We start from the raw sequence: 17583 nt of genomic DNA, 5'->3' as shown, positions 1-17583 counted from the left end.
ATGTTTAACTTAAATTCTTACATGCTTTTTTCTCATTATTTTTGAGCAACTAATGTAAATGTCTTTGGAATTCCTTTATCAAATACATCTGACGACAAATTTGGTTCCTCATCTAAACTTTTTATAATTACCCCCTCACCAGCAACACTTGTTATTATTTCTCCTAAATTCCACTTTCTAAGTTTAACCTTTATAACTTCATCTGAACCATCAGAGTATTTCTTATAAGATACATCTTTTTCTTCTAACGAGCTATCAAAATAATCACCCGTTACTTTATGTTTTCTTATCTTTGCTGTAGTGCCTTTAGATGTAATTAATTTTGTAGATACTGGATGAAAATCTCTTAAAACAAATATTCCACCTTTATTTAAAAGGTTAAATATTAAATTCATAAATGGTCTTAAATCACTAAAATAATGTAATATTCCCATTTCAGCAAAAACAATATCATAATCACCCGTTATCTCTTCTTTAGGCAACTTAAGTACATCACTTAATATATATTTAATTTCTACACCTGCTTCCTTTGCAAGTTCCGTTGCATATATTTTATTTCCCTCTGAAAAATCAACTACACTTACATTTGCACCTAATACTGATAAAGCTACTGCCCTATTTCCATTTGAGCCCATTAAATTCATAATTTTTTTATCTTTAACATCACCAAATTTACTACATAATACATTAATTTTTTTCGTTGGATTATCAATAATCTTCTTCGCAGCTTCCTTAGGTGTCCCAAATCTATTTACCCAAGCATTGTATGTTTCTTTATTCCAAACTTCTTCATTTATATTATTGCATACATCTCTACTTCCAAATCCACTATCCAATTAAACTCCTCCAAACTAAAATTTATTGCGTTATTTATTTTATGATATTTTAATGCAAAATACTATATTTTTTTAAAACATTAATCATATTATAATTTGTTTTGAATATATATTTTTTATCATAATGTATTCACAACATTTTCAAATGAATTTGTAACTCTATAATTATATGTATATTTTTAATTATTAAATTCTTATAAAAAAAAGGATTCAATTTAATTCTGAATCCTCTTTTTTATATATTAATTTTACACTATCTATTTTTCAAATGTATTTTCTACTACACCTGGTAGAACATCATATAGTGACATCCCCATTTTCTTCTCAAAATATTCTTTATTTTCAAAAACTTTCTTCCATTTGTCTACTACTCCATCTTTGACACCATGTCTTAATGCAACATCAACCATTCTTTTTTCTAATAAACAATATCCTATTGGTAATGATAAAGAATCACATAACTGAATTAATCTATCATAGTCATCATATTCAACATTTTTTATGTAATTATCTATAAATTCATATTCTTCACTTGAGCATACTTCCCAATTTGCAAAAGATTTTTTTATATCCTTACAATCAAAAGAATGAGTTAAACATATTTGTGCAAGTTTTGTATATCCCCTATCCATTGCAAAATTATAGCCAAGTAAACTATGTTTTATTCCCGTATTCCCATATCTATATCCAATATCATGTAACATTCCCAATACCAATGCTACTTCTGGATCTAAATCACCACATTGTTTTGCTATTAATTCTGCTGCCTTTCCTGTATTAGTTAAATGTCTAATCCATTGTCCTGGAAATAATTTGTATCCTTCCTCCAATAACTTTTGTGCTTCTCTTATTGTTGGAACTTCTACTCCTAATGTATACATCACGATTCCCCCTGCTAATAAAATCGTTAGAATATTTTGAAACTAACAACTGTATTAATTTTTGTAAAATATATAGCTTTTCCTGTAAAGCATAACATTAATTGAATATTTTGTAAATATTCAATTAATGTTCAAATTTTCTTATTCGTCAAATTTTCCAACCTAATTCTTCTACTTGAGTATATTTTGAATACCACCCCTCATTACTACTCAACTCTATAGGTGTTCCTTTTTGTTCTATTAAACCATCTTTTATAACTATAACTTCATCTGCATCAATTATTCCTGATATCCTATGACTTATTGTCAATATTGTTCTATTTTCACTTATATCTTGTAAAGCCTTGAAAATCCTTCTTTCTGTTATTGTATCTAGTCCTGATGTAACTTCATCTAAAAGCAAAACTGGTGGATTTAATACTATGGCTGAAGCTATTGATAGTAACTGATATTGTCCATTAGAAAGCTTTTCTTTTCCCTCTCCAATTTCAGTGTTATAACCATTAGATAATTTCATAATATCATCGTGTATTTCAATCATTCTGCATACATTTATAACTTCTTCATCTGTGATATTATCATCATTTAATGTTATTACATCTTTAACAGTTCCCTCATATATTATATTATTTTGCGGCACTATACCAATAATTCTTCTACGTAAATTTGCTGGAATTGTAAACGGATTAAATCCTCCTATTTCTATTTTTCCTACACTTGGCTTATAAAGTCCTGCTATAAGATTTAGTATAGTACTTTTTCCAGCTCCCGTTCTTCCTACTAATGCTACTTTCTTTCCATTTTCAATAATAAATGATATATCTTTTATTATTGCATTTGTATTATCATAATAAAACGTTACATTTTTAAATTTAATATCAAAATTTTGATCATTAATAATATCTAATAATACTTCTTTTTGATTTTTATCATATCGTATTTCTTCATCTAAGTTTTCAAATTCATTGATTCTTTTTAAGCCTGATATAGATTCTTGTATTGTTTGAAATTCTGTTGCTATGTCTTCAATAGGTGCAAGCATTCTAGATACTAAATCTACACATGATGCAATTGAACCAATGGTAAGTCCCAATATTCCGACTCCTTTTGGTGATGAAATCAATACTATAACAACTATTATAATTGCTTTAATCATTTGCATTATGCAAGGAAATATGGAATCATAACTACTAGTCTTATGAACTGCATCTAAATTATCATTTAATGGCTTCTGAAGTTTTCTTGAACATTGATCTTCTTCGCCAAATAACTTTATAGTTCTTATTCCATTAAACAGTTCTTCTATATATCCATTTATATTTGCCACTGCCCTTCTTGCTTCTATTTGAGCATTTAATGTTATTTTATTAAATTTATTTGTTATCATATAAATCACTGGTATTAATAGTGTTACAATCATAGCTAATATTGGACTTATTATATATATAGAAATTATTATTCCAATTGCCTTCATACCATCTGCTATAATACCTATTACCCCTGAAGTTAAGACAGTTCCAACTGCATCCACATCTGATGTAAAATAACTCATAATTGTGCCAACTGGATTATTATTTAGATATTTTGATGGCAGTTTAAATAATTTTTTCCCCATATTGTATCTTATGTTAGCTAATATTCCTTGTCCTATACTTGTCATTGTTAACTCTCTAATAAAATCTGCTATAGCACTTAATATAACTGAACCTAAATAACATAGTGCCAAAGTCCATATTCCTTTTTTTATTCCTTTTGATATATGATTATCAATTATATATCGCATAACTTGTGGTGGAATTAATTGCATTACAACCCCAGCTATAATAGATATTATTAAACAAATAGTTATATATGATTTTTCTTTTAAAGTGTCTATAACTGCCTTTTTAACTATTTTATCCTTCTTCACAAACCTCACTCCCTTCTAAAAAACTTTGACATTCTATAATTTTTTGATATATTCCTTCATTACAAACTAATTCATCATGACTTCCTTCCTCAACAATCTCACCCTCATCAAGTACAATTACTTTGTCTGTGTATTTAAAAATATCTAATCTGTGTGAAAAAATAAATATAATTTTATCATGTCTTTGTTCATTTAATTTTCTGATTATATTTTCTTCTGTGTTTATATCTACAGCTGAAAATGGGTCATCTAATATAATTATTTGTGCATCTCTATATAATGCTCTAGCTAATGCAATCCTCTGTTTTTGACCACCAGAAACTTTTACCCCATTTTCACCTATTTTAGTATTTTTTCCAAACTCCATTTTCTCAATATCTTCTATTAAATTAGTTGTTTGTAAAACCTTACTTAAATCATCTTCATTTTCTTTCCATGTTATATTATGTTCTATGCTTGACGAAAACAAGAATGGATTATGTCCCATATACGTAATATTTTTAGATTTAAAATCTGCTGAAAAATTTATTAACTCATCATTATTCAATTTGATACTTCCTTCGTAAGGATAAGCACCTGTTAAGGCTAATGCTAATGCACTTTTTCCTGAACCTACTGATCCCGTCACTCCTATAATCATTCCTTTTTTCGCATTTAATGTTATATTTTTTATAACATTTTCTTTTGACATTGGATATTTAAAATTTACACTTTCTAACTTTATTGAATTAATAACTATAATTTCATCTTTTTTATCTTCTCTTTCATGCTTAACATTAATTAAATCCTTTATTCTCTCCCATGATGCCTTAGCTCCTTGCTGTATATTAAAAACCTTAGCTGCCGTTTTAGTTCTATTTGCTAAAAATATAAACATAGTTATAAATGCTGTCAATGTACCTACTGACCAATTTCCTTTTATAACTTCATTACTTCCTAATGAAAGTACCAATACAATTCCTAAAGTAGATACCGCAGAATATATTGGACCCAACCCACTTTTTAAAACTAATGCTATCGTAGCTTCCTTTTTTTGAATATCAAGTTTTTCTTTTAATCTTTTAAGCTCAGCCTCTTCTCTGCCATAAAGTCTTAAAATACTAATTTCTGAAATCATCTTTCTCACTTGTGATGTAGTGCTTGCAGTTGCTTTTCTATACTTTTTATTTCTAGTTTGTACAGTTTTCTTCATGCATTGAGCTATTAATATAGATATAGGTATTGGTATTATACATATTAATGTGATTTTTATATCATAAAACATAAGTGCTACAAAATAAGCAATCATCAAAACCCATGTATCCCACATTTCCGTAATAGTTTTTCTTATAGCCTCAACCACTATATCCACATCACCAATAGTTGTTGACATCATATCTCCAACTTGACATTTTTCAATTTCATTCAAATTTGTATTCAGTATAGATTTCGTAATTCCTACTCTCATATCACCGCTTATTTTATTTGACATATCTCTAACATAATACCGTTTAAAAAATCTAGCTACTTGAAATGTTAATGTAATTACTAGAAATTCTACACCTGATTTTATTATAGTTTTTATATCATTTGCTAAAATTGCTACATCTAAAAGCTTACCTTGAAATATAGGTCCTAAAACAACAATAGTGTTATAAAGTATTCCTGCTATAGCAGTAAAAATGAATTGTTTTTTATACTTACTTACATATGCTAATAAATTTGTGACTTTTTCAGGTGGATTAAACTCTCTCTGCATAAATTTGCACCTCCTTTAAAATAAAAAAACTCCTATAAGACAGGAGTAGACTACGCTCTTATCTTTCGGCTTGAAACCGCTGGATTTAGCACCACACACTTTATGCTGGTTGCTGGATTTCATAGGGCCAGGTCCCTCAATCACTCTTAATAAGACATTTATGAAATTTTATTTAAATACATAAAGGAAAACAATGTTATTTATATTTAAATTATAAAACTCTTTTCCTAATTGTCAATATTTTCTATTTATTATTTTTGTAAAATAAAAAACCTTTTGAGATAATTCGTTCCTCAAAAGGCTTTAAATATTAATGTAATATTTAAAATTCATTTATATTCTCTTTTCTATGTTTAATATTTTTAAATTAATCTAATAACATTCTCGCATCTACAAATATCCCTACTAATATTATTTTTATTATTTCCATTGCTTTTTTCATGTACTACTCCTCCTATTTTTATCTTTTCTATTTCATAATTAATCTAATAACATTCTTGCATCTACAAATATCCCTATTAATATTATCTTTATTATTTCCATTGCTTTTTTCATGTATTATTCCTCCTATTTTTATCTTTTCTATTTCATAATTAATCTAATAACATTCTTGCATCTACAAATATTCCTATTAATATTATCTTTATTACTTCTATTGTTTTTTTCATATCTAATTCCTCCTAAAATTTAATTTACTTTATGTATTTATTATATTTTCTTGTCCAATTTTGAACTATCTTTTTATATTAATTTTTTATTACACTTCTGTAATGTTTTCTATCATTCTCTGTAATATAGGGTTACAAGCTAAAATTTTAAATAATAGCTTTCTTAAATGATACTACTAATCTTACAGTTTATTCTGATATCATGACTGAAACCAATTAAGAACTAAGAGTGAAAAGTGAATAGTTATGGTTAATATTACTCATTTCATTACTAATATCTAAAAATAGAAACACATAAAAACTAGTTTTTATATGATTTTTAAATCATTTGCTTTGAAAATTATTATAAAATTTAATTTAAAAAACTGAGACTTCAGTTTTACCCTTCATTGTTAATTTTTATATAATATTTAAAATTAAGCTTAAATAAAAAAGCATGTTTTCACATGCTTTTTTATAAATCTAATTTATTAAAATATCTTACTCTAATGCAGCTTTTATTGCATTTAAGTTTCTTGTCATTATTGATATATAATCCTCACCATTTGCTTCATCTTCTTTAGTAATTCCTTCTAAAGGATTTAACACTTCAGTTTTTGCACCAATAGATTTAGCTATTGTTTCAGCAACACTTGGATTTACTAATTCTTCAAAAAATATAACTTTTATTTTATGCTCTTTTGCAAAATCTATAATTTCTGCCATACGTGCTGCTGTTGGTTCTGAATCTGCCATTAATCCTTCTATGGCTACTTGTGTAAGTCCGTACTCTCTACATAAATATCCAAAAGCTTCATGTGCTACTATAACTTCCTTATTTTTAACATTGCTAAGTTCTTCTTTAAATTTTTTATCTAAACTCTCTAATTCATTAACATATTTTTTGTAATTTTCTTCATAGTAATCCTTATTTTCAGCATCAGCTTCAATAAATGCATTTTTTATATTTTCCATTTCAATTTTAGCATTGGAAGGGCTCAGCCAAACATGAGGGTCATATTCGCTTTCTTCATGTTCACTTTCTTCACCATCATGTTCATGATTATATTCACTTTTAATTAAGTCTGTTCCTTTTGATGCCTCAACAACTAATATTTTATCATTTTTCAAAGATTTCAAAACTTTATCTGTCCAATGTTCCATTCCTAATCCATTATAAATAAAGATATCCGCTTTTTCTAAATTTACTATATCTGCTGGTTTTGGTTCCCAATCATGTGGTTCTACCCCTGTAGATACTAAGTTTGTAACTTCAACTTTGTCTCCACCTATCTTGGTTGCAAAATCATACATAGCATAAAAACTAGTATACACCTTTAATTTTCCAGTTGAAGCATCATCCTCACTAACTTTTTTTGAGTTATTAGATGCTCCACACCCTATCATAAACATTGATAATATTATAGTTAATAATAAAATTAATCTTCTTTTCAACTTTTATCTCATCCTTTCTATATATGCAAACGCAAATCATTTGCATTTGGTATATAATAAATATATCCTTCTTGTAAATAACTGTCAAGCATCTTTTTAAAAAGTTTCTTATCTGTATATTATTGACAATTCTATTCATCACTACTAAAATTGTATAGAGATATAGGTAAACAAGCTCGAATTCAAAACTATTTTTTTAGCTGTAAATATATTGCTTTCAAAAGAAATACTTACTATAAAATGATTCCGAGCTAGTCTCACTCTTAAGGGTATCCAAGTTCAAATTTTAAATAATAGCTTTCTCAAATGATACTAGTAATCTTATAGTTTATTCTATTATAATGTTTTGAACCAATTAACAGTTATCAATTAACAATAATGGTTAATATTATCCACTTCGTTCTTAATATTTTTGATTAGAAGTCCATAAAAAAACTGAGCTTTCAGTTTTATCCTTCATCGTTAATTGTTAATTTTATAATATATTATGATTATACTGGAGGCTTTTCTTATGAATGAAACAATATTAAAATCTGTTGATTTAAAGTCTACTAAACGTCGACAAATTATATTATCCACTATAGAGTCATCTCCATTACCACTTACCGCTGAAGATATTTTCAATATTATTTCTAGCAAAGTAACAATAAATCTATCTACTATTTATAGAGCTCTTAAAGCCCTTTCTGAAAAGGGAGTTTTGCTTAAAAGTTTAAATCAAGACGGCAAAACTTATTATCAGATTAATAATTCAATGCATACACATCATTTAGTATGTACTTTATGTGGTAATGTTATTCCTATAAATCACTGTCCATTAGAAAATTTTTCTGAATCATTAATCAATAAAACTGGTTATATAATTATAGGCCATAGTTTAGAATTCACAGGCATTTGCCCAAAGTGTTCTAGTAAATTATAAAAAAACAGATGTAAGAGCTAACTTCATCTTTTACATCTGTTTTTTTATAAACCATATTTAACATTTTCATTTTAAAATTTAATAGTTTCTGTTAATGAAAATAAATATACTCCATTTTGGCTGGTTGTGATTTTTCCATTTTCTCTACATATATTATGGGAACTATTTCATTTTCATATTCTTCATACTTTATTTGTCCAATTACTTTAACCCACTCATTCTCTTTTAATTTATGTGTTTCAGAACTTCTACATATAAATCCATAAACTTCCGCATCTGCCGCACAACATACCATTACTTTTCTAGCTGGAATAAATTCATTTTCTTTAAGTCCATCTTTTTTTAATACTTGTCCCTTCATTTCTATCTTAGTTCCATCATATTTATCCTTATTTTCATAAATCTCTACATACCATTTTGCAAAATCCTCATCCTTTACATTAATAATATTATTATCTTGAGAATTAAACTCTTCCTTATTTGAACTATTTATCTCATAATTATTTATAACATATGAAAATTTTTCATTGCTATTTATTTTATTTGTTGTTTTAATGTTTGGTACTATTAATAAAGCAATAATTGGAAATATTATTATTCCATATGACAAAACATTTTCACAATGTTTGGGTTTAAACAAATTAGGAATCATAAAAATTCCTATAATAATAAGCACTGCCCCTGAAACCCAAAGAAGTAACTCAAGCCTTGGATGCACATATTTTTTTATATTCCCATTCACTAAAGATATAAAAAGCATACTTGCTAGTCCAAATAAAATCCCCAACTGAACAAGTACTTCCATATTAACTTTTTTCCTCATAATTATTTTCCTCTATAATATTATTGATACTAATGAAAAAATAGATACTCCTACAGTCAAAACTATACATATAAGCGTAACTACAAATTTTTTATTAAAGTTTCCAATAAGCATAAATAAATTTTTTATATCTAACATAGGCCCCATAATCATAAATGCTAAAAGTGATGTTATTGGAAATGTTCCCTGAAAACTTCTTGCAATAAACGCATTAGAATTAGCACATACAGATAATATAAATGCTGCTAATATCATAACAAGTATAGACTTTACATTGTTTGTAGCTATATAACTAAAAAATTCTCTTGGAATCAACTTTTGAACTGTTGCAGATATTAATGCCCCTACTATAACATATTTAGATACATTCAAAAATTCAAGTCCTGCATGCTTAAATATAGCTTCTACAGTGCCCAAAATCCCATGATTATAAATTTTTCCTATATCACCACTAGAACAACTTAAATAACTTGATGTATTATTTATCTCAATGTTATTTTCTTTATTGTAAAACATTTCAACTATTATACCTGTAATAATTGAAACTATAATTCCTAAAATTATTCTATAAAAAACAATTTTAGGATTGCTTGGAAAAGCATAAAATGTTGATATTATAACAACAGGATTCACTACTGGTGCTGCTAACATAAAAGTTACAGCTTTTGAAAGTGGAACTCCTTTTTTTACCATTCTAGCTGTTATTGGTGCCATAGCACAATCACACACTGGAAAAAATATACCCATAATTGCAGCTAAAGGAAAGCTGAACCACCTTTTTTTTCCAAATAAATTTATTATTTTATAATCTGGAACTACAATTTGAAGTATTGAAGATACAAACACTCCTATTAATACAAAAGGAATTGCTTCTATTAAAATACTTAAAAATAATATATTCACATCTCTTATTTTTTCTATATTAGGAATCATATTTTTATACTTTAATATAGATAAAATCATATAAAAAATAACTATCCAAATCATAAGTATTATAAAATTTTCTTTTGATTTCAATTCCTCATTACAAATAAATTTACTTATTTCTTCATTAATATTTTCATTTATAATTACACTTCTCTTATTTATACCACTAATAACTTTCCTCATATTTTTTATTTCTTTTTTACTTAAAGTTTTGTGTCTATTAAGTATTATGCAATCACTATTCATTAAATGATCAAGTATAATATTTCTCATATTACTCATATACGATATAAATGTTTCTGCATTTATAGTACAAAAAATTTTTTCTATATTATAATTACTAGGAACCCTAACTTTTAATAAATCACTAACTTCCCAAGTTCCATTATATTCTATAATTATCCTGTTAGGATTGTATTCCTTTCTTATATTTTTAAATAATTCATAACTTAATTGATTTTTATTTTCAATTGTTTTTACAATTACATTTTCATCATATTTGTCTATTTTTAATTCTTCAATTCCTTCTTCACATAACAAAACTACAACGCGTTCATTTTTACCTAATATATTTCTCCTTAAAAGTTTCTCAATCAAAGTTGTTTTTCCCGACTCTAAAAATCCCACAATAACATCTATTGGTACACTCATAAAAACTACCTCTTTAAATTTTAAAAAGCTCTTTTATAGCTGTTTTATTTAACTTTTTACCTATAACACATAATCTTCCTGTGTAGTCAGCCTCTATTGATTTTATATATATCTCCTCTGGCACAAAGTCAAATTGCACCCATTTCTTATTATTAGTTTGTACTATGCCTTTAGCCCTTAATACAACACCATATTTGTCTTTTCCTAATTCTCTTAATATATTTTCAATTTCTCTATTTGAAAATATTTTTGGAGTTTCTTCTCCCCATACATCAAAAATATCATTAGCTGAATGTTTTTCTTCCTTTCTCCTATTAATGTGAAATCTTTTCAATGTTTTATTAGAATCCACCTCTTTATCCTTGCTCTCAAATTTTTTTATTTCCTTATTAATTTGATATTCCAATTCTATTTCTGCATTTTTTTCAGCAACAGAAATTATAGTTTCAGATTTAATACTTGTCCAAGGAGTTGTTATTATATTTGCCTTTTTATTAATTTTTTGAACATCTTTTACTATTTTAGTTAATGAGTCTTGTTCAATATTTTGTGTTCTACTTAAAATTACAGTTTGAGAAAACTCTATTTGATTAGCAAAGAATTCTGAGAAGTTTCTCATATACATTTTATATTTATTTGCATCTACTACAGATATACACATGTTCATTTTTACATCTTCTTTTTTTGCAACTTTATTACAAGCATTTAACACATCTGAAAGTTTTCCTACTCCTGAAGGCTCTATTATTATTCTGTTAGGTTTATATTTATGTATAACCTCTTTTAAAGCTGTAGAAAAATCACCTACAAGAGTACAACAAATGCAACCAGAATTCATTTCTTTTATTTCAATACCAGCTTTTCTTAAAATACCACCATCAATTCCTATTTCGCCAAATTCATTTTCTATAATCACTAAATTTTCTTTATATAGTGTTTCAGAAATTAACTTTTTAATTAATGTTGTTTTGCCAGCACCTAAAAATCCAGATATAATATCAATTTTAGTTGTCATACAATCACATCCTTATCATTACTATTACTGTATACTCTAAAAATATCCTGTCAATAAATCATATTTATGATTCAGTTATATTATTACAAAATATTTTGTGTAATAAAAAATAGATAAAGAGAACTATTTCTCCCTACCTATATAAAAATTAGCAATGTGATGTATATTAAAATAACTAACAATCCAATTTAATGAATTGTTAGTTATCTTATTTCACTTCTATTTTAAAGTTTTATAACATATTAAATTTTAAATTTTTGAATTATCACTGTTAAATTTTCCGCATATTGTTTTAATGTTTCTGCTTGTAAATTTATTTCTTGAAGCCCAGCTGATTGTTCTTCTGATGCTGCACTTACCTCTTGTGTAGTTGCTGCTGTTTCTTCTGATACAGCTGAAACATCTGAAATTTTACTTACAACTACATTTTTCTTATCATTTATCGCATCTAATGATGTTGTGAAGTTCTTAATGGTATCTTCAAGTGTTCTTATACTTTCATCAATAACATTAAACTTTTCTTTTGTTATTTCTACACTTTCAGTTGTAGCTTCATTTAATTTTTTAGTAACCTGTGTTTCTTCATAAAGCTCACTTATACTCTCTTTTACTTCACCAATTACATTACTTATTTCTTTTGCAGACTTTGCTGACTCTTCAGCAAGCTTTCTAACTTCATCTGCTACAACTGCAAATCCGCGTCCTGCTTCTCCAGCTCTTGCTGCTTCTATACTTGCATTTAATGCTAAAAGACTTGTTTGTTCTGTAATTGATTCAATGGCATCAATTATAATACCTATTTCATTTGACTTACTTGCTAATACATCTACTTTCTTTGATATATTATCACTTGACTTAATATTGTTTTCATAACTACTACTTAAAACTTCTATTGCTTTTGTTCCTTCCACTGAAGAATCCTTAACTTCATGTGAAACTTCTAGCATTTTCTTAGAATTTAATATTGACTCGTCTATTTCTTCTTCTAAACTTGTTACTACATCTACACTTGTTTCAAGTTCTAATGCTTGACTTGTTGCACCTTCTGCAATTTGTTGAACTGATTTTGCAACTTCTTCTCCTACATTTGTAGATTCACTTATTATATTAAATAAATTATCTGAACCTTCACTTACCTTTTCTGAAGCTTCTTTAACTCCATTTAATAAAATTACCATATCATCTATTAATATATTTAATCCATCTATCATAGATGATACTTCTTCATTGTATGAATCTTTAGAAACAGCCTTTGTTGTAAAATCTCCATCCTTTATTTTATGAAGCACTGTTACAATATCTTTAATTGGATTTGTAAGCCTACTTGTATATATTTTCGTAACTATCATAATAACAACTATAACAATTACAAATACTATTAAAGAAACTAAAATGCCATTAAATATTGACTTTTGTATTTCACTTTTAGGAATAAAAGTAACCATAGACATCTTCGTATTTTCATCAACTTTTTTATATACTATATAGTCTTTACCATCTATCTTTGCGTCATCACGTGAATTGTCTTTAATATTTTGAACTTCATTTACCCATTCAATTTCTGAAGCTCCTTTTCCTATTAATTCTTGGTTTTCATGTGCAATTATTGTTCCATTTGGACTTAATATTGCTGCTGAGGAATTATTTCCTATATCTATATTGTTAACTAATTCTGAAAGCTTGTCTAATTTTTGATCTAAAGCTACTACTCCTTCAACTTCCCCTTTATCATTTTTAACCACTTTAGAATATGTGACAACAATTGATTTTGTACTTGCATCCTCATAAGGCTCTGATATTACAACTTCTGAAGGATTTTTCATTGCTTCCTCATACCAGCTTCTTTTTCTTGGATCATAATCAGCTCCTAAATCACTTTTAGGCATAGTTATAACTTTACCAGTATTAGTTCCCATATATGCAAACATTATATCACTATTGATTTGAATATAACTTCCAAAGCTTTTTTCTAAAAAAATTGAAAATTTATCATCATTGGCATTTTTTGCATTTTCATCTAGTGCTATGTGTTCCAGATCTCCTACAATATCAGCTGTATTTCTTACCACAGCTTCATTTAGTATGCCAACTCCATTTTTCATTATTGTATTTAAATCTGTTTGCATATTTTTATTTAATTCATAAAAATTTACTAAAGCTATTACTAATACTGGTATTATTGATGTAAAAATCAATAAATTTACTATTTCTTTTCTAAATGTTTTCTTTTTATTTTTTCTCATTTCCAGCATCCCTCTTTTCACTTCTATATAATATATATTTCGTATATTTTTAAACTAATTTTATATAATCGTATTTAGAAAATCAATTTTCTTGTAAATTTTTATATAATTATATCACATAGCAAATAAAAATCACTATAATAAATTTATTATTATAATGATTTTTATTTTATATTTTAATCTTATTTAATTATATAATTTTCTATATTTTCTTTTAAATTATCTATTTCATTATTAGTCATATATGCACTTACTAAAGTATAATATTCTGGTAATTTACCCTTACACCATTTAATTTCCGTATTTAAAAGTTGAGATGATATACGACTTAAGTCCATACCAAAAGAATCAAAAGAATATCTCATTTTATCAGGATATCTACAAGGCTTATTTATAACTCTTGCACATTCACTGCATATATCACAAACACCACTTGATATAAATTTTGTGTTCTCGTATTCCTTTTCTAGTTGTAAAAAAATTGTAGCCAATAACTTTTTAACATCATGAAAAGTCTCTTCTGTAACTTTTGAAATTTTTTCTTCAGTATTAGTGTTATTTATAGTTTTTTCATCATATATTACTTTAGTTCCTATAATATAGGCGTTATCATATTCTTTTAGATATTCATCACTATTAAATTTAACTGGTGGACATGACCATACATTATTATAATTTTTGCATTTTTTGCAGAAACCTATAAATTTTTCCTTATCACAATATTCTTTTAGTAAATCTGTCGTTTTCATTTTCTCTATTATTAGCTCTATTTCATACATTATAAACTTCCTCCAACTTAATCTCTTATTTATACAATCTTATTATATAGTAATTTTAAGTTTTAAATAATTTTATATCATAAAAATATAAAAAAACTTTGATTTTATTTATTTAATCAAAGCTTTTCTATATTTTTATATAATATTTATTACTCATTACTTTTTACCTCTTAATATCTTAATCTAATAATATCCTTGCATCTACAAATATACCTATTATTATTATTTTTACTATTTCCATTACCTTTTTCATTTTGTATTCCTCCTAATTTTTTATTTTAACTAATCTAATAACATTCTTGCGTCTACAAATATACCTATTATTACTATTTTCACTATTTCCATTACCTTTTTCATTTTGTATTCCTCCTAATTTTTCATTTTAACTAATCTAATAACATTCTTGCATCTACAAATATACCTATCATTACTATTTTCACTATTTCTATTACCTTTTTCATTTTATATTCCTCCTAAAAATTAATTTATTTTATGTTTATATTATATTTTTTATTTAAATTTCAAACTATGTTTTTATATTAATTCTTCATTACATTCATGTAATGTTTTTACTAACCTTATGTAATATATAATACATATCCTTTCTTAACTATAAATAACACTTACCTTAATTTAATCTTAAAATAAAAAAACTAAGCAGTTTCGCTTAGTTTTTTTATTTATATAAATATTGAAAGATTATTTATCAATAATCTTTGAGCCTATTTTTTCACCCATTTTTACTATAGTTTCAATACCATTGTTACTATTTATAACTATGTCTTCATCTATCTTTATTACACCTTTTTTAAATAATAAAACTATGGTTGAGCCACCAAATTCAAATTTACCTTTTTCTTCCCCTTTTGAAAAAGTATATTCATCATGATAATTAGTAATTTTTCCAACTATCATTGCTCCAACTTCCATTTGTATTACATCTCCAAAATTTTTAGTATGTAATACAGTATACTCTCTACAATTAGTTTTATATACTTTATATTTTTTATCTGCAATTGGATTAACAGTATGTAATACACCCTTAATAAAAATATTTTTATCTTTTACACCATTATCTAAATAGCAATATCTATGATAATCATCAACTGTTAATCTAAAGATTAAACAATATCCATCCATGTATTCTTTACTTATTTCTGCATTATCTAATAAATCTGTAACACAGTAATGACTTTCCTTAATATAAAACTTATTGTCACTTTCTATTTTATAAATTGATAACTTACTGTCACATGGACTTATTAATATATTCTTATCATTATTTATAATTCTTTTGCCACTTCTTATTTTTCTTGTAAAAAACTCATTGAATGAATTATAATCTTCTACTTCATACTCTTCTAAGTTTATATTATTTTTCTTTATAAACTTCTTTATCATAAATTTAGATAAACTACTATCTAAAAATATTCCAGAGACTTTTGATATAAAAGGTCTATAAATAACTTTTAATATTATTCTTCCTATTTTAGTCCCATATATAAATTCTAAAGTTTTTTGTTGCTTAGTATCGTAAAATATTTTTTCACCACTACGAGTTACTCCATACACTATAGTCTACCTCCAAATTTAGCAACTAATATAAATACTATCATTCCAGTACTGACCATTAATGCAACCTCTTTACCAATTGGTTTTTTTACATTAAATTTTATTGTGAATGCACCAGATAATATTAATAATATAATTGGATAAATAATTGCAAATGGAATACCATTGATTAATTTTAATAAAAATACTGCTGGAATAATTATTGCCACAGTTGTAACTGGTAACCCTTCATAATTTTTTCTTTTTTCAGTTGTTCCATTTTGTCTTTCTTCTTCCATAACATTAAAATATGATAAACGAATTAGTGCTGAAAGTACATATATAAACATACAAAATAATCCAAATACACTTCTTATTCCTATTCCATATCCTATTATAGCTGGAAATACACCAAAACAAATAAGATCACATAATGAATCTATTTGAATTCCAAATCTTTTTTCTAAATCTGTACTTTTTCTAGTACGAGCTACTTTACCATCAAACATATCACATAGACCTGATAACATAAGACATAGTAATGCAATTCTTATATTTCCTTGTAATGCATTTACCATTCCTATAAAAGAACAGGCTAGTCCCATGTATGTTAAAATAACCGTATAATTATAAAAACCTAGCATTCTTTTCCCCCTACTTATTTGAGCTTGTTATAGGATTCTCACTAATATGTTAACTTACTATATACTGTTTATTAATAATAACTTTGAATAATCACTTTAAACAGTTATTTTGATATTTATAAGTCAAATTTTTAGCTTATTTCCTATTGTTAATTTTAAATTAGTTTGTCGACTTATCAACATTCTATTATAAATATATTATATTTATGACCCTAATATTATCTGGTACTTCTATGAAGTTCCAAGTTTAAATAACATCTTTATCAAATGATATTATTAAACTTATAATTTATCCCATTATAATGTTGGAAACCAATTAAAAAGTAAGAGTGAAAAGTGAATATTACTCACTTCGTTCTTAATATTTAAAATAGAAATACCTAAAAACTAAGTTTTTATATTGTTTTCAAATAATTTGCTTTGCACATCTAATAAAATATCATTCTTTACAATTGGATCTCCAATTTTTACACATTCACTTTCAATTTTCCATTTTCAATTAATTAGAATTCCCAACTGAAATAAGAATAATTTCAGCTTTTTAACTTGTTTCCTTATAAAT

Annotated in this window: 13 protein-coding genes and 1 riboswitch; of the genes, 1 reads left to right on the top strand and 12 read right to left on the bottom strand. The window is 25.9% G+C overall.

Going from position 1 to position 17583, the window contains the following annotated elements; translation table 11 throughout:
- Window positions 1-35: 35 nt before the first annotated feature.
- From AC07E4_RS06090 to AC07E4_RS06070, 5 genes are all read right to left on the bottom strand, one after another.
- Entirely contained in the window at window positions 36-836 is an 801-nt protein-coding gene (locus AC07E4_RS06090; RefSeq protein WP_478215954.1) for a class I SAM-dependent methyltransferase, read from the bottom strand.
- A gap of 257 nt (window positions 837-1093) precedes the next feature.
- The gene (locus tag AC07E4_RS06085) at window positions 1094-1717 is read right to left on the bottom strand and encodes an HD domain-containing protein (protein WP_478215953.1); all 624 of its coding nucleotides are present in this window, start codon (window positions 1715-1717) and stop codon (window positions 1094-1096) included.
- Window positions 1718-1865: 148 nt separating this feature from the next.
- A complete protein-coding gene (locus AC07E4_RS06080; RefSeq protein WP_478215952.1) occupies window positions 1866-3626 on the bottom strand; it encodes an ABC transporter ATP-binding protein in 1761 nt (586 codons plus the stop codon).
- The gene (locus AC07E4_RS06075; RefSeq protein ID WP_478215951.1) at window positions 3613-5364 is read right to left on the bottom strand and encodes an ABC transporter ATP-binding protein; all 1752 of its coding nucleotides are present in this window, start codon (window positions 5362-5364) and stop codon (window positions 3613-3615) included. Before AC07E4_RS06075 ends, AC07E4_RS06080 begins: the two co-directional genes overlap by 14 nt.
- 55 nt (window positions 5365-5419) lie before the next feature.
- A riboswitch (SAM riboswitch) is annotated at window positions 5420-5520 on the bottom strand.
- A gap of 992 nt (window positions 5521-6512) precedes the next feature.
- Entirely contained in the window at window positions 6513-7466 is a 954-nt protein-coding gene (locus AC07E4_RS06070; protein WP_478215950.1) for a metal ABC transporter substrate-binding protein, read from the bottom strand.
- Between the two features lie 511 nt (window positions 7467-7977).
- Between AC07E4_RS06070 and AC07E4_RS06065 the strand changes: the two genes are divergently transcribed.
- On the top strand, window positions 7978-8388 hold the full coding sequence (locus AC07E4_RS06065) for a Fur family transcriptional regulator (RefSeq protein WP_478215949.1): 411 nt from the start codon (window positions 7978-7980) through the stop codon (window positions 8386-8388).
- Between the two features lie 91 nt (window positions 8389-8479).
- Here the strand turns inward: AC07E4_RS06065 and AC07E4_RS06060 are convergent, their stop codons facing one another.
- From AC07E4_RS06060 to AC07E4_RS06030, 7 genes are all read right to left on the bottom strand, one after another.
- Window positions 8480-9211 carry a TIGR03943 family putative permease subunit gene (locus tag AC07E4_RS06060; protein ID WP_478215948.1) on the bottom strand — a complete coding sequence of 244 codons (732 nt, stop codon included), beginning with the start codon at window positions 9209-9211 and terminating at the stop codon, window positions 8480-8482.
- 12 nt (window positions 9212-9223) lie between these two features.
- Window positions 9224-10789: a permease gene (locus tag AC07E4_RS06055; RefSeq protein WP_478215947.1), complete on the bottom strand. Its 1566-nt coding sequence runs from the start codon at window positions 10787-10789 to the stop codon at window positions 9224-9226.
- 13 nt (window positions 10790-10802) lie between these two features.
- Window positions 10803-11804, bottom strand: coding sequence for a CobW family GTP-binding protein (locus AC07E4_RS06050; RefSeq protein WP_478215946.1), 1002 nt, complete (start codon window positions 11802-11804; stop codon window positions 10803-10805).
- 242 nt (window positions 11805-12046) lie between these two features.
- Entirely contained in the window at window positions 12047-14047 is a 2001-nt protein-coding gene (locus AC07E4_RS06045; RefSeq protein WP_478215945.1) for a methyl-accepting chemotaxis protein, read from the bottom strand.
- Between the two features lie 182 nt (window positions 14048-14229).
- Window positions 14230-14826, bottom strand: coding sequence for a DUF2284 domain-containing protein (locus tag AC07E4_RS06040; RefSeq protein WP_478215944.1), 597 nt, complete (start codon window positions 14824-14826; stop codon window positions 14230-14232).
- 699 nt (window positions 14827-15525) lie between these two features.
- Window positions 15526-16398, bottom strand: coding sequence for a phosphatidylserine decarboxylase (locus AC07E4_RS06035; protein WP_478215943.1), 873 nt, complete (start codon window positions 16396-16398; stop codon window positions 15526-15528).
- Entirely contained in the window at window positions 16398-17021 is a 624-nt protein-coding gene (locus tag AC07E4_RS06030; RefSeq protein WP_478215942.1) for a CDP-alcohol phosphatidyltransferase family protein, read from the bottom strand. Before AC07E4_RS06030 ends, AC07E4_RS06035 begins: the two co-directional genes overlap by 1 nt.
- Window positions 17022-17583 lie beyond the last annotated feature (562 nt).

Source organism: Clostridium amazonense (assembly GCF_056431285.1).
Note: the sequence above shows the minus strand (reverse complement) of the source record. Positions and strands in the feature narration are given on the sequence as shown.